This is a genomic window from Klenkia taihuensis (genome assembly GCF_900112525.1).
In the GTDB taxonomy this organism is placed as follows: Bacteria; Actinomycetota; Actinomycetes; order Mycobacteriales; family Geodermatophilaceae; genus Klenkia; species Klenkia taihuensis.
The window spans coordinates 293,617-313,956 of record NZ_FOMD01000001.1; the positions used below are offsets into that span (position 1 = coordinate 293,617).

The window sequence follows — 20,340 nt, forward strand, 5'->3', positions numbered from 1 at the left end:
GTGCCGCTGACCCGCCGCGGCTTCCTGGCCGGCGCGCTCGCCCTCCCGGCCGTGTCCACCCTCGCCGCCTGCGCCGGCACCGTCGTGCAGCCCGGTGACCTGTCCCGGCTGCGGATGATGGTCCCGGCCAGCCCGGGCGGCGGGTGGGACACCACCGCCCGCACCCTGCAGCGGGTCATCCAGCAGACCGGTCTGGCCCGCAACGTGCAGGTGTTCAACGTCGAGGGCGCCGGCGGCACGATCGGCATCGGCCAGCTCGCCCGCGAGGACGACGACGCGCTGCTGATGATGATGGGCCTGGTCATGGTGGGCGCGATCGACACCAACGACTCCACCACCCGGCTCGACGACGTCACCCCGATCGCCCAGCTCATCGCGGAGACCGAGCTGATCGTGGTCCCGGCCGACTCGCCCTACGACACCCTCGAGGACTTCGTCGCCGGCTGGGCCGCCGACCCGCGCGGCACCCCGATCGCCGGTGGGTCGGCGGGTGGTACCGACCAGATCCTGGCCGGCCTGCTGGCCCAGGCCGTGGGCATCGACCCGGTCGAGGTCAACTACATCGCCTACTCCGGCGGCGGGGAGTCCCTCGCCGCGCTGCTGGGCAACCAGGTGGCCGCCGGGATCTCCGGCACCGCCGACTACGGGCCGCAGGTGCAGTCCGGGGACCTCAAGGGCATCGCGGTGTCCACCGCCGACCGGTCGAGCCAGGTCCCCGACGTCCCCACGATCATCGAGAGCGGCTACGACGTCGAGGTGACCAACTGGCGGGGGCTCATGGCCCGGCCGGGGATGTCCGACGGCGCCCGCGAGGACCTGATCGGGCTGGTCACCGAGGCGCACGACACCGACGAGTGGGCCGAGGCGCTGGACGCCAACGGGTGGCTGGACACCTTCCAGACCGGCGACGAGTACGGCGAGTTCCTCGCCGAGGAGGAGACCCGCGTGCGCCAGGTGCTGACCGAGATCGGGTTGATCCAGTGAGCACGTCGACGACCGAGCCGACCCGGAAGGGGTTCAGCGGCGAGCTGGTCGGGGCGGTGCTGCTGGCCGCGCTCGGGGTCTACCTGCTGGTCGACGCCGGGGCGATCGCGATCCCGGGCTCGAGCAACACGGTCGGGCCCCGGTTCTTCCCCTACGCGGTGGGCGGGCTGACGCTGGCCACCGGGGCGCTGCTGGCGCTGCGGGTGCTGCGCGGCGACCGCGGCCCGGCCGACGACGGCGAGGACGTCGACCCCGACGCCCCCACCGACTGGCGGGCGGTGGCGGTCATCGTGGTCGCCTTCGTCGCGCACGCCCTGCTGATCAACGTGGTGGGCTGGCCGCTGGCGGTGGCGCTGATGTTCGCCGCGGTGGCCACCACGCTGCAGGGGCGGATGACCCCGCGGGCCGCCGTCCGGCCGTTCCTGGTCGGGCTGACCGTCGGCTGCGTGGTGTGGATCGTCTTCGTCAAGGCGCTGAACGTGGCGCTGCCCGGCGGGACGGTCCTCGAGTTCCTGACGAGCTGGTTCTGATGGGCATCTCCGACCTGCTCGGCGGGTTCGCCGACGCGATCACGCCGGTCAACCTGCTGTTCGCCCTGCTCGGGGTCGTGCTGGGGACGGCGGTCGGCGTGCTGCCCGGCATCGGCCCGGCCATGACGGTCGCGCTGCTGCTGCCGGCCACCTACGTGCTGGAGCCGACCAGCGCGCTGATCATGTTCGCCGGCATCTACTACGGCGGCATGTACGGCGGGTCCACCACGTCGATCCTGCTCAACACCCCGGGCGAGTCCGCGTCGATCATGACCGCGCTCGAGGGCAACAAGATGGCCAAGGCCGGCCGGGGCTCCGCGGCCCTGGCCACCGCCGCGATCGGCTCGTTCGTGGCCGGCACGATCGCCACGCTGCTGCTCGCGCTGGTCGCCCCCGCCCTGGTGCAGGTGGCGATCAACGTGACGACGGCGGACTACTTCGCCCTGGCCGTGCTGGCCTTCGTGGCGGTGGCCAGCGTGCTGGGGTCCTCCCCGCTGCGCGGCCTGGCGTCGCTGTGCCTCGGGCTCTACCTGGGCCTGGTCGGCACCGACGTGCTCACCGGCCAGGAGCGCTTCACCCTCGGCATCCCGCAGCTGTCCGACGGCATCGACGTCGTCGTGGTCGCCGTGGCGCTGTTCGCGGTCGGGGAGTCCCTGTACGTGGCCAGCCGGCTGCGCAAGGGGTCGGTGCAGGTCATCGACCACAAGGGCAGCTGGATGACCCGCAACGACCTCCGGCGGTCCTGGGGGCCGTGGCTGCGCGGCACGGCGTTCGGCTTCCCGTTCGGCGTCATGCCCGCCGGCGGCGCCGAGATCCCGACCTTCCTCTCCTACGCGACGGAGAAGAAGCTCACCAAGCACCCCGAGGAGTTCGGCCACGGCGCGATCGAGGGCGTCGCCGGGCCCGAGGCGGCCAACAACGCCTCGGCCGCCGGCGTGCTGGTGCCGCTGCTGACCCTGGGCATCCCGACCTCGGCGACCGCGGCGATCATCCTGGCCGCGTTCCAGGGCTACGGCATCCAGCCCGGCCCGACGCTGCTGACCACCGAGGGTCCGCTGGTCTGGGCGCTGATCGCCTCGCTGTTCATCGGCAACGCGATGCTGCTGGTGCTCAACCTGCCGCTGGTCGGGCTCTGGGTGAAGCTGCTGCGGATCCCGCGCCCGTACCTCTACGCCGGCATCCTGACCTTCGCCTCCCTGGGCTCCTTCGCGGTGAACGCCGACCCGCTCGACCTGGTCATCCTCATGGGCCTGGGCCTGCTCGGGTTCGCGATGCGCCGGTTCGGCTGGCCGGTGGCGCCGGCGGTCATCGGGCTGATCCTGGGCCCGATCGCCGAGACCAACCTGCGCCGGGCGCTGGCGATCAGTGACGGCGACCTCTCGGTGCTGGTGGACAGCTGGTTCAGCCGGGTCGTGCTGCTCCTGGCGCTGCTGGCCCTGGTCGGACCGGTGGTGCTGCGCGCGGTCCGGGGACGCCGGGCCACCCCCGAGGAGAGCGCCCAGCAGCAGGAGGACCGCGAGGTGCAGAAGGCCGGGAACCGGGAAGGGTGGGGCGCATGAGCGTCGTCGTCGTGGGCTACGTGCCCAACCCCCGGGGCCGGGCCGCGCTGGAGCACGCGATCGCCGAGGCGCACCGCCGCGACGCGCTGCTGGTGGTGGTCAACTCCTCCCGCGGCGACGCGCTCGTCGACGAGGAGTTCCTCCGGGGTGACCAGCTGCGCGCGCTGCACGACGAGCTGGCCGCCAGCGGGCTGCGCACCGAGGTCCGCCAGCCCGTGCGGGGGCGGGACGTCGCCGAGGAGCTGTCGGCCGTCTGCACCGAGACCGGCGCAGAACTGCTGGTCATCGGCCTGAAGCGGCGCTCCGCGGTGGGCAAGCTGCTCATGGGGTCGGCCGCCCAGCGCATCCTGCTCGACGTCGAGTGCCCGGTGCTGGGGGTCAAGAGCCCGCCCCGGGAGGGCTGAGGTCGCCGTCGACGTGTCGACCGCCGCGGGGCGGTGACCCGCAGGTCGGGACGCGGTTCGGTGACATCGCCACCGGGCGGCTCAAGCTGTGACGCGCGGGGCCGTTGTGACGCGTGTGACCGGCGCCCGGCCGGCACGTCGCCCTGGAGTCCGCCGTGCGCTGGTTCACCGACCGGTCCGTGTCCGTCAAGATCGGCGCGATCGTCGCCGTCGTCTGCCTGATGGCGGCTGCCCTGAGCGGGCTGGCCCTCTCGCGGTTGTCCTACCTTCGGGCCGAGGCCAACGACCTCTACCACGGCCACGTCGTGCAGCTGGTCGCCCTCGGTGAGCTGCAGCGCGCCTACCAGGGCGACCGCGCCCGCTACGCCGGCTACGCGCTGCTCAGCGACGCCGACCGGGTGGACATGAAGGCCGAGCTGGCCGAGCGGCGCACCGACATCGACGCCAAGATCGAGGACTACGGCCGGTACGCCATCGACCCGTCGGCGTGGGCCCAGTTCCGCTCGGACCTGCAGACCTACTACACGATCGCCGACCAGCAGCTGGTCGGCGCCGCTGACGCGGGCAACGACACCGGCGTCGCCATCGTGCTCACCGGCTCGCTGCAGTCGGCCGTGGACTCGGTCATGGACGACTTCTCCGCCGAGTCCGACCGGTCCAGCGACGAGGCCGCCACCCAGATCGTGGAGACCGACGCGGCAGCCGCCCGCGCGGTGTGGCTGCTGGTCGGCGGGCTGGTGCTCATGGTCGCCCTCGGCTCGGCCCTCGCCTGGGTGGTCGTCCGCGGCATCCGGCGCTCGGTCCGCTCGGTGCAGGGGTCGCTGGAGGCGCTCGAGCGCGGTGACCTCACCGTCGCGCCGACCGTCCACTCCGGCGACGAGCTGGGCCGGATGGCCGGCGCGCTGGCGACCGCGCAGACCAACCTGCGCTCGCTGATGGCCTCGGTGGTCGGGTCCGCCGACGCCGTCGCCGCCTCCAGCGAGGAGCTGTCCGCCTCCGCCGCCCAGATCGCCGCCTCGGCCGAGCAGACCAGCGCGCAGTCCGGCGTCGTCTCCGGCTCGGCCGACGAGGTCTCCCGGTCCGTCGCCACGGTGGCCGCCGGCGCGGAGGAGATGAGCGCGTCGATCCGGGAGATCGCGCAGAACGCCAACCAGGCCGCCCGGGTCGCCGCCGAGGCGGTCACCGAGGCCGAGGAGACCAACCAGACGATCCAGAAGCTGGGGCTGTCCTCGAAGGAGATCGGCGACGTGGTCAAGGTGATCACCTCGATCGCGGAGCAGACGAACCTGCTGGCGCTGAACGCGACCATCGAGGCGGCGCGGGCCGGTGAGGCGGGGAAGGGCTTCGCGGTGGTGGCGAACGAGGTCAAGGAGCTGGCGCAGGAGACCGCGCGGGCGACGGAGGACATCGCGCGGCGGGTGGAGGCGATCCAGGCCGACACCGGTGGTGCGGTGGCCGCGATCGGGCGGATCGGCGAGGTGATCGGGCAGATCAACGACTACCAGCTGACCATCGCCAGCGCGGTCGAGGAGCAGACGGCGACCACCAACGAGATGTCGCGCAGCGTGGCCGAGGCCGCGGGCGGGACGACGGAGATCGCCGCCACCATCACCGGCGTCTCGGCGGCGGCCGGGACGACGACGCAGGCGCTGGGGCAGACCCGGGTGGCCGTCGACGAGCTGGCCCGGATGGCCGGGGAGCTGCGGACGACGGTGGGCACCTTCACGTGGTGACCGAGACGGTGGTCGAGGGTGGCCGGCAGGTCCGGCGCAAGCGGGGGCTCGCCTACCGGTCGCTCCGGTTCAAGGGCCTGTTCCTGGGCGGGGTGGTGCTCGCCGCCGTCGGCGGGCTGCTCGCCGCGCTGGTGGTCGGGAACGCGGCCATCGCGGCGTCGTCGGCCCGGCTCGAGGCGCTGACGGCGGCCCGGACCGCGGTCCTGGAGCTGGGCAACCGGACCAGCGAGCTGCAGGTCGAGGCCTACGAGGCGCTGGTCCGCGCCGACCCGCAGAGCCAGCGCGACCAGGTGGCCGGGCTCTCGGCCCAGGTCGACGAGCTGGTGGCGCAGCTGACCGCCGTCCCCGGCGACTCCGCCGCCCGGTCGCTGGTCGAGGGCCTGTCCGGCACCGTTGCCGAGTACGCGCGCACCGCGGTGGCCTTCGTCGACGACGCCGTCGCCGACCAGGACGCCGCCCGCCCGCGGTGGACCGAGGTGCAGGCCGCCGAGGACACCGCCGGGAAGGCGGTCGCCGAGGCCGCCGACGCGCTCGACGCCGACCAGGCCGCGGCGCAGGCCGCGCTGGACCGCACCCTGCTGGTCACCACGTGGGTGGGCCCGCTGGTGGCGCTGCTCGGCCTGGCGGTCGTCGCCCGGGTGGGCAAGGCGACCTACCTGTCGGTGGTGCGCCCGGTGGGCCGGCTCAAGCGTGGCCTGGAGGCCCTCGCCGACGGCGACCTCACCGCCGACCTGGGCGTGCGCGGCACCGACGAGATCGGCCAGATGGGCCGCACCCTGCAGCGGGCGCAGACCTCGCTGCGGGAGGTCATCGGGTCGGTGGTCACCTCGGCCGCGGCGGTCGCCGCGGCGAGCACCGAGCTGGCCGCCTCGGCCGCGCAGATCTCCGCGTCCGCGGAGCAGACGTCGGGGCAGTCCGGCGCGGCGAGCACCGCCGCGGAGGAGGTGTCCCGGTCGGTGGCCACCGTGTCCGCCGGCGCCGAGCAGATGGGCGCCTCCATCAAGGAGATCGCGCAGAACGCCAACGAGGCCGCGCGGGTCGCCGCGGGGGCGGTCAGCGAGGCCGCCGCCACCAACGAGACGATCGCCCGGCTGGGCGCGTCGTCCCAGGAGATCGGCGACGTGGTCAAGCTGATCTCGACCATCGCCGGGCAGACCAACCTGCTCGCGCTCAACGCGACCATCGAGGCCGCGCGGGCCGGGGAGGCCGGCAAGGGCTTCGCCGTCGTCGCCGACGAGGTCAAGCAGCTGGCGCAGGAGACGGCCCGGGCCACCGAGGAGATCACCCGCCGGGTCGAGGCCATCCAGTCCGACACCGGGGGCGCGGTCGAGGCGATCGGCCGGATCGGCGCGGTCATCGAGCAGATCAACGACTACCAGCTGACCATCGCCAGCGCGGTGGAGCAGCAGACCGCGACCACCGCAGAGATGACCCGCTCGGTCTCCGGCGCCGCGGCAGGCACCGCACAGATCACCGCCAACATCGACGGCGTCGCCGGTGCCGCGCGCTCCACGACGCAGGCGCTCGGGCAGAGCCAGGTCGCCGTCGACGAGCTGGCCCGGATGGCCGGGGAGCTGCGGGCGACCGTGGCGACCTTCCGGACCTGACCCTCAGACCTGGAAGGAGCGGCGGGACAGGCCCATCATCCAGCCCTCGACCGTGGTGGTGGCCGGCGTCCCGGGGTCGTCGGCGGCACCGAGGGTGACGAACAGCGGGCTCAGGTGCTCCACCGTGGGGTGGGCGTAGGGCAGCCCCGGGGCGTCGGCGGCGTAGCGGGCCAGGCCCTCGACGTCGCCGGCGGCCAGCAGCTCGGCGGCCCAGGCGTCGAAGTCGCGCGACCAGCCCGGCACGGTGCCCGACGCGATCGACTCGCGGGTCAGGAACGGCAGGCCGTGGGTCATGAAGCCCGAGCCGATGACCAGGGTGCCCTCGCTGCGCAGCTCGCGGATGCGCCGGCCCAGGTCCAGCAGCCGGTGCGGGTCGTGGGTGGGCAGGCTCAGCTGCAGCACCGGGACGTCGCCGAGGGGGTACATGACCTTCAGCGGCACCCACGCGCCGTGGTCCAGGCCGCGGCTGCGGTGCTCGTGCACCGTCTCGCGGTCGGGCATCGCCGCGGCGACCCGGCGGGCGAGGTCGGAGGCGTCCGGGGTCTCGTAGGTCATCTCGTAGTACCGGCGGGCGAACCCGCCGAAGTCGTAGACCAGCGGGGTGTGCGCGGCCGACGAGGAGATCGACAGCGGGGCGGACTCCCAGTGCGCGCTGACGACGAGCACGTCCTTGGGCTTGGGCATCGACAGCGCCCAGGTGTGCAGCTCGCGCATCCACGGGCCGTCGTCGAACAGCGGGGGTGCGCCGTGGCTGAGGTACAGGCTGGGCAGGGCCCCGTCGCCGTCGCTCCAGGTGCGCTGCTCCCGGGCGGCGGGGAGCGCGTCGACGAGGAACTCGTCGAAGGCGCCGGCCGGCACCTGGGGGTCGAAGATCGAGGTCATGCGCCGACCGTACGCGCATGTGTTTGAGACTTCAAGCAAACTTCCCGACCCGTTCAGGTGACCGGGACCCGGTAGGACGCAACTCATCGCGCCGGCTGCCGAACATCGAGGTGGACCCACCGTGGGTCCGGAGCGGGGGATGTTCCACGTGGAGCGAGAGCGGGTCGTGCGCCGGTGGGCGCGCGGCGTCCTGTTGCTGGTCCTCGCCGCCGGCGCGCTCGCCGTCCTGGCGCCCGACGTGTCGGCACCCCTCGGCCGGCCCGCCCTCGTCGCGGCCAGCGACGCCGACCCGCTGCCCCCGACCAACGTGGTCATCACCCCCGGGAACGGGGAGTTCACCCGGGTCAGCTGGACGCCCTCGACCGAGCCGAACCGCAGCGGCTACGTGGTCCGGTTGGGCTCGTACTCGACCACCGTGTTCGGGGCCAACGCCACCTCGACCACCGCGGCCATCACCGGTCTGACCAACGGCACCGACTACACCGTCGAGGTCTACACCCGCACCAGCTACAACCTGCTGGGCCTGCAGACCGGCACCGGCACCGTCCCGGCGACGGCGACCAGCTACCCCCGGGACGGCGTGGCGCCGGCGCGCCCGACCGGCGTGACGGTGGTCCGCGGCGACGGCCAGGTCACCGTGTCCTGGGCGGCGAACACCGAGCCCGACCTGGCCGGCTACCGGGTGCTGCGCGACGGCGCCGTGGTCAGCGGCACCCTGACCGCCCGCACCTTCGTCGACACCGGGCTGGTCAACGACACCACCTACCGCTACGCGGTGGAGGCGGTCGACGTCTCCCGGCAGTGGTCCAACCCCTCCGTGCCGCAGGTGTCGGCCACGCCCACCGACCTCACCCCGCCGGGCACGCCCACGATGCTGCTCGCCGAACGCGGGGACGGCCAGGTGACGCTGTCCTGGGCCGCGAACCCCGAGCCCGACGTGGCCTCCTACCGGCTGCTGCGGGACGGCGTCGAGGTGGCCACCATCCCGGTGAGCTCCCGGGGGTACACCGACACCGGCCTGGTCAACGACCGCACCTACCGCTACTCGCTGGTCGCCGTCGACACGCACGGCAACCGGTCGACCCCCACGGCCCAGATCAACGCCACCCCCACCGACCTGACCCCGCCCGCGGTGCCCACCGGGTTGAGCGCCGCACGCGGCGACGGGCGGGTCGACCTGACCTGGACGGCGAACGGCGAGCCCGACCTGGACACCTACCGGGTGCTGCGGGACGGCGTCGAGATCGCGACCGTCCCGCGTGGCACGACGTCCTACGCCGACACCGGTCTGGTCAACGACCGGACCTACGCCTACCGGTTGGTCGCGGTGGACACCCACGTCAACCGGTCGGCGCCGAGCGCCGCCGTGGACGCGACACCCACCGACCTGACCCCGCCGGCCGCGCCGACCGGGCTGGTCGCCGTGCGCGGCGACGGGCGGGTCGACCTGAGCTGGACGGCGAACGGCGAGCCCGACCTGGCCGGCTACCGGGTGCTGCGCGACGGCGTCGAGGTGGGCGCCGCCACCGGCACGACCTACACCGACACCGGTCTGGTGAACGACCGCAGCTACGTCTACCGCGTCGTCGCGGTGGACACCCACGGCAACCGGTCCGCGCCGTCGGACCCGGTGGGCGCCACCCCGACCGACCTGACCCCGCCCGCGGCGCCGACCGGGCTGACCGCGGTGCGCGGCGACGGCCAGGTCGCCCTGAGCTGGCCGTCGAACCCGGAGACCGACGTCGCCGCCTACCGCGTGCTGCGCGACGACGTCGAGGTCGCGACCGTGACGGGGGCGTCGTACACCGACACCGGGCTGGTGAACGACCGCACCTACGCCTACCGGCTGGTGGCGGTGGACACCCACGGCAACCGGTCGACCGCCTCCGACCCGGCGGTCCCGGCCACCCCCACCGACCTCACCCCCCCGGCCGCGCCGGCCGGGCTGGTCGCGACCCGCGGTGACGGCCAGGTGGTGCTGACCTGGACGGCGAACACCGAGCCCGACCTGGCGTCCTACCGGGTGCTGCGCGACGGCACCGAGATCGCCACGGTCACCGGCACGACCTACACCGTGACCGGGCTGCCCAACGACCAACCGACGTCGTTCTCCCTGGTCGCCGTGGACACGCACGGCAACCGGTCGACCGCGTCCGCACCCGCCGGCGCCACCCCGACGGACCTCACCGCCCCCGCCGCACCCACCGGCGTCGCCACCGACCGCGGCGACGGCCAGGTGACCGTCAGCTGGGCGCCGGTGGCCGACCCCGACGTGGCCGGCTACCGGGTGCTGCGGGACGGCGTCGAGGTGGCCACCGTGACCGGGACGTCCTGGACCGACACCGGGCTCACCAACGACACCGTCTACCGGTACACCGTGGTGGCCGTCGACGGGCACGGCAACGTCTCGGGACCCTCGGCCGCCGTGGACGGCACGCCCACCGACCTCACCGCGCCCGGCGTCCCGGTCTCCCCCGCGGCCACCGCAGGCGAGCGCGAGGTCACCGTCAGCTGGACCGCGCCCGCGGATCCCGACGTCGTCGGCTACCGGGTGCTGCGCGACGGCGCCGTCGTCGCCGCGACCACCGGCACCTCCGCCACGGTCACCGGCCTGGCACCCGGCACCGCCGTCGACCTGGTGGTCGTCGCGGTCGACGGGCACGGCAACGTCTCGGCCGTCTCGGCCACCGTGACCGCCACGCCGTACGACCGCACCGCCCCGGCCGCCCCCACCGGGCTCGCCGGGCGGCCGGCCAGCACCGTGGTCACCCTGACCTGGACCGCCCCCGCCGACGTCGACCCGCTCACCTACCGGGTCCTCCGGGACGGCGTCCAGGTGGCCACCACCGGCGCCACGACCGCGACGGTCACCGGGCTGACCAACGGCACCTCGTACTCCTTCACCGTCCAGGCGGTGGACCCCAGCGGCAACGTCTCCGTGGTCTCCGCGGCGGTCGTCGTCGTCCCCCTGGCCGGCACCGTGCCGGCGCAGGGGTCGGGCGAGACCGGTGCGCTGGCGGTCAGCTCGGACGGCCGCTACGTGGTCACCGGCACCCGCGCCCGGCTCGAGCCCTCCGACACCAACAGCGCCTACGAGCTGTACCGCCTCGACCGGGTGGCCGGCACCGCCACCCGCATCGCCCCGCTGGCGGCCTCGGCGACCGCCGCCGACGCCACCAACTCCGCCGCCCCGGCGATCAGCGACGACGGCCGCTACGTCGCGCTGGCCACCACCGCGGCGCTGGTCGCCGCCGACACCAACGGCCGCGCCGACGTCTACCGGCTCGACACCCGCACCGGCACCTGGACGCTGGTCAGCGTGCCGGCGAACGGCCGGGTCAACGCCTCGGTGGCCGGTACGGTGCTGCAGACCTCGTCCTCGGTCTACGCCACCGGCCCGTCGGTGGTGATCAGCGGCGACGGCGACCTGGTGCTCTTCTACTCCGCCCGCAACGACCTCGGCCCCACCGACGGCAACGGCGTGGTCGACGTCTACGCCAAGCGGCTGTCCACCGGCGCGGTGACCCGGGTGTCGGCCACCGCCGCGGGCGGGGAGCTGACCCGCCAGGCCGCCGGCCCGGCGCTGGCCATCACCCCCGACGGCCGGTACGCCCTCTTCCCGGCCACCGGCTCCAGCGGTCCGGTGGTGCTCTACCGGACCACCCTGACCGGCGGGGCCGACCCGGTCGTGGTCAGCACCTTCGGCGCCACCCCGGTCGCGGTCGCCCGCGACCTCGGCGACGTGGACCTCTCCGACGACGGCCGGTACGTGGTGTTCGCGACGTCGGCGAAGCCCACCGCCCCGACGAGTTCCTGGTCGACCCAGCTGGCCTACCGCAAGGACACCGTCACCGGTGCGGTCGCCGCCCTCGGCGACGGCCAGACCAGTGCGTGGGAGCACCAGCTCGGCCTGGACCCCACCGGCCGGTACGCCTTCTTCACCACCACCGCGGCGCTGACCCCGGGCGACACCAACGGGCACACCGACACCTTCCGGCGGGACCTGGCCACCGGCGTGCTCACCCTGGTCACCGCCGACGCCGACGGCCGCCCGGTCGGCGGACCGACCGGTGCGGTGGCGCCGGCGGAGTACGGCCGGGTCGTCCCGGTCACCGGCGACCTGGTCGTGCTGACCACGTCGCAGGCGCTGCTGCCGGCCGACACCAACCGGCTGCGCGACCTCTACGTCAAGGACCTGGCCGGCGGGGCGGTGCAGTCGCCGGTGCCGGGGTGACCGCTCAGCGCAGCCAGACGGCCTGGTAGGGCGCCAGCTGCACCGCACCGTCGGCGATCCGCGGGCCGGCGCCGGTGAGGTGGTCGACCACGGCCGCCGGGTCCAGGCCCAGCTCGCGCAGCAGGTCCAGCGGCACGTGCCGGGGCTCGGGCGCGACGTTGTAGGCGCCCAGCACGGTGCCCAGCGGGTGGTGCCGGGCGACCAGCAGGACGGCGGGGTCGTGCGGGTCGAGCACCGTGGCCGGCACCGAGGCGTGCAGCTGGGGCAGGGACACCCGCGCCCGGACCAGCGCGGCGATGCCCTCGGCGATCGCCGGCGAGTCGGGCACCGGCCGGTCGTCGGGGCCCCAGGTCAGCCGCGGCCGGTGCGCCCACCGGTTGTCGTCGGCGTGCCCGGGCTCCTCCGCCCACCGCGGGTCGTTCTGCAGGCCCAGCTCGTCGCCGGACCACAGCACCGGGATGCCGCCGAACCCCATCACCACGGCGTGGGCGAGCAGCACCCGGGCGGCGGCCTGCGGGTCCCAGGCGCCCGCGCCGGCCAGCGACGCCGCCGTCCCCGAGATCCGCCGGTCGCCGGTGGCCTCGTTCTCCCCGAACACCAGGCCCTGCGCCCAGGACTGCCAGAAGTCGCCGGAGTACCAGTCGGACAGGAACCGCCGGTGCTCGTGACCGCTGATGCCCACCGCCGCGGCGTCGCCGTCGTCGATGGCCCAGCCGATGTCGTCGTGGCAGCGGACGTAGGTGATCCACGCCGTCGTGGAGGGCGGGACCGGCAGCTGCTGCAGGGCGTGGGAGGCCAGCACGGCGTCCCGGCTGGCCAGCATCGACCAGACCTGCACCATGAGCCCGTTGTGGTAGGCCAGGTCGCTGACCTTGCCCCAGTGCTCGCCGGTGCCCAGGTAGGGCATGAGGTCGCGCGGGCCGACGATCGCCTCGGCCTTGAACAGCAGCGCCGGGCAGGCGATCCGGGCCACCGTGCGCAGCGCCTGGGTCAGCGCGTGCACCTCGGGCTGGTTCTGGCAGGTCGTGCCCAGCCGCTTCCAGGTGAAGGCGATCGCGTCCAGCCGGAGCACCTCGACCCCGCGGTTGGCCAGGTCCAGCACCACCTGCGCGTACTCGCACAGCACGTCGGGGTTCGCGAAGTCGACGTCCCACTGGTAGCTGTTGAACGTCGTCCAGACCCAGCCGTCCAGGTCGTCGTCCCAGGTGAAGTTGCCCGGCGCCAGGTCGGGGAAGACCTCGGGCAGGGTGGCCTCGTACGCGTCGGGCTGCGTGCGGTCGGCGAAGACGTGGAAGTAGGCCCGCTTCACCGGGTCGCCGGCCTTGGCCGCCAGCGCCCACGCGTGGGTGTCGGCGACGTGGTTGAGCACCAGGTCCAGGCACAGGCTCATGCCGCGCCCGCGCAGCTCCCGGGTGAGCGCCTCGAGGTCGTCCATCGTGCCGAGGTCCGGGCGCACCGAGCCGTAGTCGGCCACCGCGTAGCCGCCGTCGTTGGGCGGCGGGCCGGGGGTGAGCAGCGGCATCAGGTGCAGGTAGCGGACGCCGAGGGACTCCAGGTACGGGACGCGTGCGGCGACCGCGGCCAGGTCGCCGGCGAACCGGTCGGCGTAGGCGGCGTAGCCCACGACGTCCGGCCGCTGGAACCAGTCGGGGGCCAGCGACCGGCGCAGGTCCAGCGCGTGCAGCTCCTCGTCCCGGGCGGCGTAGGCGCGGGCCGCGGCGCCCAGCAGCCGGTCGGCGACCGCGGCGGGGTCGTCGTAGAGCGGGCTCAGCCCGGCCAGCAGGTCCGGCAGCCACCGCTCGACCCGGGCGTCGAAGAGCTCGCGACGGTGCGCGGGGAGGTCGGCGAGGACGGCGTCGACGGGAGGCACCGGTGCAGCATCGCAGCCCAGCTCAGGACGGGGGCGCCCAGCGACGGGCGGACAGCTCCTCGACCATCGTGGCGAGCTGGGCGCGCAGCCCCGGCAGGTCCTCGACCGCCTCGCCCAGGACCCGCTCGGCCGCGTCGTCGGCACCGGCCTCGGCCAGGGCGGTGCGGCCGGACTCGGTCGGCCGGACCTCGACCCGGCGGCGGTCGGTCGTCGAGCGCTCGCGGACGACGTGGCCCTGTCGTTCCAGCCGCTCGAGCATGCGGCTCATCGTCTGGTCCTCGACCTGCATGGCGTGCGCGAGCTCCCGCTGCGAGCGGGGCGCGGCGGCGAGCAGGTGCAGGACGGCGAAGCTGGCGTGGTTGAGGTCCCAGCGCCCCAGGTGGCTGTCCCAGGCGTGCTCGGCCAGCCGGGCGGCGGTGGACAGCAGCCGGCCGGTGGCCCAGCCGGACAGGTCGGACGGCTGCGACACGCCTTACCTCCCCCGTCGAATGGTCAGCAGGCTGAGCATCGTCTACCGTTCGCTCAGCAGGCTGACCATTGTGGCCCCCCAGGAGACCTCCGTGCCCGAGAACCCCCCTCCCCGCCGCCGGTTGCGGTGGCTGCTGCCCGCCCTCCTCGTGCTCGGCTGGCTGGCCCTGTCGGGGGTCGCCGGCCCGTACAGCGGCAAGCTGTCGGAGGTCCAGTCCAACGACCAGAGCGAGTTCCTGCCCGGCTCCGCGGAGTCCCAGCGGGTCGCCGAGCTCTCCGCCGGGTTCAGCGACTCCGACTCCTTCCCGGCCTTCCTGCTGGTGGAGTCCGACAGCGCGCTGACCCAGGAGCAGCTCGCCGCCTTCGGCGATTTCGCCCGGTCGGTGCCCGGCATCGAGGTCGCCGACGGCCGCACGGTGGGCGACTTCCTGGTGCCCGGCCCGATCCCGGTCATCCCGAGCGAGGACGGCAGGGCCGCGCTGGCGCTGGTCTCCTTCGACGCCGGTGAGCTCTCCGCGCAGCTGCCCGACGGCGAGAGCCCGATCACGGTGGCCGTGCAGCAGATCCGCGACGCCGAGCCCGACCTGCCCGGGTCCACCGTCTACGTCGCCGGGCCCGCCGCCACCACCGCCGACCTGGTCACCGCCTTCGGCGGCATCGACGGCACCCTGCTGCTGGTCGCCGGCATCGCCGTCCTGGTCATCCTGCTGGTCGTCTACCGGTCCCCGGTGCTGCCGTTGTTCGTGCTGCTCACCGCCGGGTTCGCCCTCACCACCGCCAGCCTGGTGGTCTACCTGCTCGCCGACGCCGGCGTCGTCACCCTCGACGGCCAGGGCCAGGGCATCCTGTCGATCCTGGTGGTGGGTGCGGCCACCGACTACTCGCTGCTGCTGGTCGCCCGCTACCGCGAGGAGCTGCGCCGGCACGACGACCGCTACGACGCCATGCGCCGGGCCTGGCGGCAGACGCTGGAGCCGGTGCTGGCCAGCGCGGCCACCGTCGTCCTGGGCCTGCTGTGCCTGCTGCTCGCCGACATCGGCCCCACCCGCGGCCTCGGCCCGGTCACCGCGGTGGGCATCGTGGCCGCGGTGCTGGCCGCGCTCACCTTCCTGCCCGCACTGCTGGTGCTGCCCGGCCGGACGTCGGGGGGCGAGCACGGCCGCTGGGTGTTCTGGCCCGCGGTGCCGCACGTGGGCTCGCGGGGCCCGGAGTCCACCGGCGCGTGGGCCAGGGTCTCCCGGCTGGTCGGTCGCCGTCCGGTCGCCGTCGGCGTGCTCAGCGCGCTGTTCCTGCTGGTGCTGGCCGCCTTCTCCCCCACGCTGCCCAGCGACGGCGTCTCGCAGAGCGACACGTTCCTGGACCGGGTGGAGTCCGTGGTCGGCGGCGAGGCGCTGGCCCGGCACTTCCCGGCCGGCTCGGGCTCGCCGACGCTGGTGCTGGCACCCGAGGCCGACCTGGCCGCGGTGACCAGCGCGGTCGAGTCCGCCGACGGCGTCTCCGCCGTCGCGCCCACCCCCGACCCGGCGACGGGCCAGCCGAGGGTGGTCGACGGCCTGGTGCAGCTGCAGGTCACCCTCGACGACCCGGCCGACTCCCCCGCCGCCGAGGACGCCGTCGCCGCGCTGCGCACCGACCTGGACGACGTCGGCCCCGACGTCCTGGTCGGCGGGACGACGGCGCAGGCGCTGGACGTCAAGGACATCTCCACCGCCGACCGCGACCGGATCATCCCGGTGATCCTGCTGGTGGTCTTCGTGGTGCTGGCCCTGCTGCTGCGCTCGCTGGTGGCTCCGCTGCTGCTGCTGGTCTGCAACGTGCTGTCCTTCGCGGCCACCCTGGGCGCGGCGGCGCTGGTCTTCGACCACGTCCTCGACCTGCCCGGCGGGGACCCGACGGTGCCGCTGTACGCCTTCGTCTTCCTGGTCGCGCTGGGGATCGACTACTCGATCTTCCTGATGACCCGGGTGCGCGAGGAGTCGCTGCACCAGGGCACCCGGGCCGGCGTGCTCACCGGTCTGTCGGTGACCGGCGGGGTCATCACCAGCGCCGGCATCGTGCTCGCTGCGACCTTCGCCGCCCTGGGTGTGCTGCCGATCCTGTTCCTGCTGCAGATCGCCTTCCTGGTGGCCTTCGGCGTCCTGCTGGACACCTTCGTCGTCCGGTCGCTGCTGGTCCCGGCCGCGGTGCTGCTGCTGGGGAAGAAGGTCTGGTGGCCCAGCAGGCTGGCGAAGGCCGAGCCCGCCGCCTGACCTGCCCGCCGGGAGGGGGTCAGGCCTGCCAGCGGTACTCGAGCTCGGGGCGGCCGGCGCCGCCGTAGCGCGGCTGGCGGCTGACCAGGCCGTTGTCGGCCAGGTGCTCCAGGTAGCGCCGGGCGGTGATCCGGGAGGCGCCGATGGCCTCGGCGGCCTCCCCGGCGCTCACGCCGTCGCGCGCCCGGACCACGGCGACCACCGCGTCGAGGGTCTCCCGGCCCATGCCCTTGGGCAGCGGCGCCGGGCGGGCCGGGCGGACGTGGTCCAGTGCCCGGTCGACGGCGTCCTGGCCGGCCACGTCGCCCTCGGCCCGCAGCACGGCGCGGTGCTCGGCGTAGGCGGCCAGCCGGTCGCGCAGCGCCGAGCCGGTGAACGGCTTGAGCAGGTAGCCGACCACCCCGTGCGCGGCCGCGGCGCGGACGGTGGCGAGCTCCCGGGCCGACGTCACGGCCAGCACGTCGACGTCGCGGCCGGCTGCGCGCAGCCGGCGCAGCAGCTCGGTGCCGTGGGTGTCGGGCAGGTTCATGTCCAGCAGCACCAGGTCGACCTCGGTGCGCCCGAGCGCGTCCCACGCGGCGCGGCCGGTGCCGGCGACGCCCACGCAGCGGAACCCGGGGGCGCGGTCGACGTGCGCGCGGTGCGCCTCCGCGGCGACCGGCTCGTCCTCGACCACCAGCACCGCCAGGTCGGTCACGAGGGCACCGCGGTGCGGACGGGCAGCGAGACGGCGAACTCCGCGCCCGGTCCGGGCCGCACCGACACCGTGCCGCCGTTGCGCTTCACCGCCTGCGCGACGAGCGCGAGGCCGAGACCCTGGCCGGTGGCCTTGGTGGTCCAGCCGCGGCGGAACACCTGGTCGGGGTCGTCGACGCCGGGCCCGGTGTCCTCGACCCGCAGCTCGAGGCGGCCGTCGGCCTGCCACAGGGACAGCTGCACCTCGCGGGGCGGGTCGCCGGCCAGCGCGGCGTCGATGGCGTTGTCCAGGAGGTTGCCGACGACGGTCACCAGGTCCCCGCCCGGGATGCCGGTGGCGCCGACCGAGGTGGCCGGGTCGATCTCCAGGGTCACGCCCCGCTCGTGCGCGGTGGCCGCCTTGCCCAGCAGCAGCGCGGCCAGCACCGGCTCCTCGACCGCCTCGACCACCCGGTCGGTGAGCCGCTGGGCCACCGCGAGCTCGGCGGTGGCGAACTCGACGGCCTCCTCGGTGCGGCCGAGCTCGACCAGCGACACCGTGGTGTGCAGCCGGTTGGCCGCCTCGTGGGCCTGCGAGCGCAGCGACTCGGCGAAGGCGCGCACGCTGTCCAGCTCACCGGTGAGGGCCTGCAGGTCGGTGTGGTCGCGCAGGGTCACCACCGCGCCGACCGACCGGCCCTTGGGGGTGGCCGGCATCTGGCTGACCACCAGCACCCGGTCGCCGCTGACGTGCACCTCGTCGACGGCCAGCCGCTGCTGGGACAGGGTGCCGGCCAGCTCGGGGGACAGCCCCAGCTCGGTGACGTGCCGCCCGGCGACGTCGCCCTCGAGCCCGAGCAGCCGCCGGGCCTCGTCGTTGACCAGCTGCACCCGCCGGTCGCCGTCCAGCAGCAGCAGGCCCTCGCGGACGGCGTGCAGCACCGCGTCGTAGTACTCGAGCATCCGGGCCAGCGGCTGCGCGCCCAGGCCGTGGGTCTGCCGGCGCAGCCGGCGGCTGATCAGCCAGCTGCCCAGCGCGCCGACGGCGAGGACGGCGACCGCGACCCCGAGGACGCCGGGCAGCGCGGCAGCGACGTCGTCCCCGATGGCGGTGACGGTGATGCCCACGCTGACCAGGGCGACGACGTCGCTGCTGCTGCCGACGGCGAAGATCGGGGCGACCGCGCGGACCGAGGGGCCCAGGGTGCCGCTGTAGGTCTCGGTGAACGTGGTGCCCCGCAGCGCCCGGTCGATGCTGCCCCGGAACGGCTTGCCGATCTGCTCGGGGTCGGGGTGGGTGAACCGGGTGCGGTCGGGCGCCATGACGGTGATGAAGGACGTCGCGGTGTCGGCCCGGACCTGCTCCACGTAGGGCTGCAGCACCGCGGTGGGGTCGGGCTCCACGACGGCCTCGCGGACCAGGGGGGAGTCCGCGATCGTCTCGGCGATGCTGCGGGCCTGGTTGGCCGCGCGGTCCTCCACGGCACCGCGGGCGTCGGCGACGGCGGTCCAGCCCAGCGCGAGCACCACGACGACCAGCACGAGGGCCTGCAGACCCAGCAGCTGGCGGGCCAGGCTGCCGCGTTCTCGGCGGCTGCGGGCCAGCACGGCGGGGATGCGCACGGGGGAAGTGTGCACGCAATGAACGCAACGGTGACCGGGGTCACGCGGGGCGGCACGGTGATGACGTCGCCGCACCCGGCGACCCCGCCGACTCCACAGGAGCAGTCATGGCCACCACCACCGACGCCGCAGCCGCGCCGCGGCACAAGCGCGACAAGACCCACTGGCTCTACATCGCGGTGATCGTCGCCGTCGTCGCCGGCATCGTCGTCGGGCTGGTGTTCCCGGACTTCGGCAAGGAGCTGAAGTGGCTGGGGACGCTCTTCGTCAACCTGATCAAGATGATCATCGCGCCGGTCATCTTCTGCACGATCGTCCTGGGCATCGGCGCCATCCGGAAGGCCACGCAGGTCGGCCGGATCGGTGGGCTCGCGCTCGGCTACTTCATCGCGATGTCGACCGTGGCGCTGTTCATCGGCCTGCTGGTGGGCAACGTCCTCCACCCGGGTGACGGCCTGCAGCTGACCGACGAGGTGCGCGGTGCCGGCGCCGACCTGGTCAGCGAGTCGGCCGAGGGGGCCCCGGAGGGCACCACCGGATTCCTGCTCAGCCTGATCCCGACCACCCTGCTGTCCTCGCTGACCAGCGGGTCGGTGCTGCAGGCCCTGCTGGTCGCGCTGCTGGTGGGCTTCGCGCTGCAGGCCATGGGCAAGGCCGGTGCCCCGATCCTCACCGGCATCGGCCACCTGCAGAAGCTCGTCTTCCGCATCCTCGCCATGATCATGTGGGTCGCCCCGATCGGTGCCTTCGGCGCGATCGCCGCGGTCGTCGGCGCCACCGGCGTCGACGCGCTGAAGAGCCTGGGCATCCTGATGCTGGGCTTCTACCTGACCTGCGCGGTGTTCGTCTTCGTCTTCCTCGGCACGATCCTGCGGGTGGTCGTCGGGATCAACGTGTTCTCGTTCCTCAAGTACCTGGGCCGCGAGTACCTGCTGATCGTCTCCTCGTCCTCCTCGGAGACCGCGCTGCCCCGCCTCATCGCGAAGATGGAGCACGTCGGCGTCAGCAAGCCGGTCGCCGGAATCGTCGTGCCGACCGGGTACTCCTTCAACCTCGACGGCACCGCGATCTACCTGACCATGGCCTCGCTGTTCATCGCCGAGGCGCTGGGCGACCCGCTGAGCATCGGCGAGCAGATCGGCCTGCTGGTCTTCATGATCATCGCCTCGAAGGGTGCGGCCGGCGTGTCCGGCGCCGGCCTGGCCACCCTGGCCGGCGGCCTGCAGAGCCACCGGCCCGAGCTGCTGGACGGCGTCGGCCTCATCGTCGGCATCGACCGGTTCATGAGCGAGGCCCGCGCGGTCACCAACTTCTCCGGCAACGCCATCGCCACGATGCTGGTGGCCACCTGGACCAGGGAGCTGGACCGCGAGCAGATGACGGCCGTGCTGGCCGGCGAGCGTCCCTTCGACGAGACCACGATGCTCGACGACGGCCACGCCGCCCCGGACGTCGAGGACGCCGGCGACCAGCGCCGCGAGCTCGCGGGGGCAGCCACCACCCGCTGACCCCCACCCCCCCC

The 20,340-nt window shown here is 74.3% G+C and carries 14 protein-coding genes; 9 read left to right on the top strand and 5 right to left on the bottom strand.

The features are described 5' to 3' along the window. The 6 genes from BM158_RS01440 (at position 1) to BM158_RS01465 (ending at position 6,817) form a co-directional block, all read left to right on the top strand. Positions 1 to 984, top strand: coding sequence for a Bug family tripartite tricarboxylate transporter substrate binding protein (locus BM158_RS01440; protein WP_091553851.1), 984 nt, complete (start codon positions 1 to 3; stop codon positions 982 to 984). Then, on the top strand, positions 981 to 1,514 hold the full coding sequence (locus tag BM158_RS01445) for a tripartite tricarboxylate transporter TctB family protein (RefSeq protein WP_165628804.1): 534 nt from the start codon (positions 981 to 983) through the stop codon (positions 1,512 to 1,514). The genes BM158_RS01440 and BM158_RS01445 overlap by 4 nt, the downstream gene beginning before the upstream one ends. After that, positions 1,514 to 3,073 carry a tripartite tricarboxylate transporter permease gene (locus BM158_RS01450; protein WP_091553857.1) on the top strand — a complete coding sequence of 520 codons (1,560 nt, stop codon included), beginning with the start codon at positions 1,514 to 1,516 and terminating at the stop codon, positions 3,071 to 3,073. The genes BM158_RS01445 and BM158_RS01450 overlap by 1 nt, the downstream gene beginning before the upstream one ends. After that, on the top strand, positions 3,070 to 3,477 hold the full coding sequence (locus BM158_RS01455; protein ID WP_091556121.1) for a universal stress protein: 408 nt from the start codon (positions 3,070 to 3,072) through the stop codon (positions 3,475 to 3,477). The genes BM158_RS01450 and BM158_RS01455 overlap by 4 nt, the downstream gene beginning before the upstream one ends. Before the next feature lie 179 nt (positions 3,478 to 3,656). Beyond that, the gene (locus tag BM158_RS01460) at positions 3,657 to 5,210 is read left to right on the top strand and encodes a methyl-accepting chemotaxis protein (RefSeq protein WP_268247906.1); all 1,554 of its coding nucleotides are present in this window, start codon (positions 3,657 to 3,659) and stop codon (positions 5,208 to 5,210) included. Next, entirely contained in the window at positions 5,207 to 6,817 is a 1,611-nt protein-coding gene (locus BM158_RS01465) for a methyl-accepting chemotaxis protein (protein ID WP_229827526.1), read from the top strand. The genes BM158_RS01460 and BM158_RS01465 overlap by 4 nt, the downstream gene beginning before the upstream one ends. 3 nt (positions 6,818 to 6,820) lie before the next feature. On the opposite strand, the gene BM158_RS01470 is transcribed toward BM158_RS01465, so the two are convergent. Beyond that, positions 6,821 to 7,699 carry a dioxygenase family protein gene (locus BM158_RS01470; protein WP_091553862.1) on the bottom strand — a complete coding sequence of 293 codons (879 nt, stop codon included), beginning with the start codon at positions 7,697 to 7,699 and terminating at the stop codon, positions 6,821 to 6,823. 148 nt (positions 7,700 to 7,847) lie between these two features. Here BM158_RS01470 and BM158_RS01475 point away from each other — a divergent pair, with 148 nt between their 5' ends. Next, positions 7,848 to 11,933: a fibronectin type III domain-containing protein gene (locus tag BM158_RS01475; protein ID WP_131801954.1), complete on the top strand. Its 4,086-nt coding sequence runs from the start codon at positions 7,848 to 7,850 to the stop codon at positions 11,931 to 11,933. A gap of 4 nt (positions 11,934 to 11,937) precedes the next feature. Here BM158_RS01475 and BM158_RS01480 read toward each other — a convergent pair whose 3' ends face one another. Beyond that, complete coding sequence (locus BM158_RS01480; RefSeq protein ID WP_207506071.1) at positions 11,938 to 13,803, bottom strand: alpha-amylase family protein; 1,866 nt, start codon at positions 13,801 to 13,803, stop codon at positions 11,938 to 11,940. 22 nt (positions 13,804 to 13,825) lie between these two features. Next, positions 13,826 to 14,272, bottom strand: coding sequence for a MarR family winged helix-turn-helix transcriptional regulator (locus BM158_RS01485; RefSeq protein ID WP_091553867.1), 447 nt, complete (start codon positions 14,270 to 14,272; stop codon positions 13,826 to 13,828). A gap of 91 nt (positions 14,273 to 14,363) precedes the next feature. Here BM158_RS01485 and BM158_RS01490 point away from each other — a divergent pair, with 91 nt between their 5' ends. Then, the gene (locus tag BM158_RS01490; RefSeq protein WP_229827525.1) at positions 14,364 to 16,520 is read left to right on the top strand and encodes an MMPL family transporter; all 2,157 of its coding nucleotides are present in this window, start codon (positions 14,364 to 14,366) and stop codon (positions 16,518 to 16,520) included. A gap of 19 nt (positions 16,521 to 16,539) precedes the next feature. Here the strand turns inward: BM158_RS01490 and BM158_RS01495 are convergent, their stop codons facing one another. Together BM158_RS01495 and BM158_RS01500 are read right to left on the bottom strand one after the other, a co-directional pair. Further along, on the bottom strand, positions 16,540 to 17,217 hold the full coding sequence (locus tag BM158_RS01495; protein WP_229827524.1) for a response regulator: 678 nt from the start codon (positions 17,215 to 17,217) through the stop codon (positions 16,540 to 16,542). Then, a complete protein-coding gene (locus tag BM158_RS01500; RefSeq protein ID WP_191328580.1) occupies positions 17,214 to 18,818 on the bottom strand; it encodes a sensor histidine kinase in 1,605 nt (534 codons plus the stop codon). Before BM158_RS01500 ends, BM158_RS01495 begins: the two co-directional genes overlap by 4 nt. Before the next feature lie 107 nt (positions 18,819 to 18,925). On the opposite strand from BM158_RS01500, the gene BM158_RS01505 reads away from it, so the two are divergent. Then, on the top strand, positions 18,926 to 20,326 hold the full coding sequence (locus BM158_RS01505; protein WP_091553872.1) for a cation:dicarboxylate symporter family transporter: 1,401 nt from the start codon (positions 18,926 to 18,928) through the stop codon (positions 20,324 to 20,326). Positions 20,327 to 20,340 lie beyond the last annotated feature (14 nt).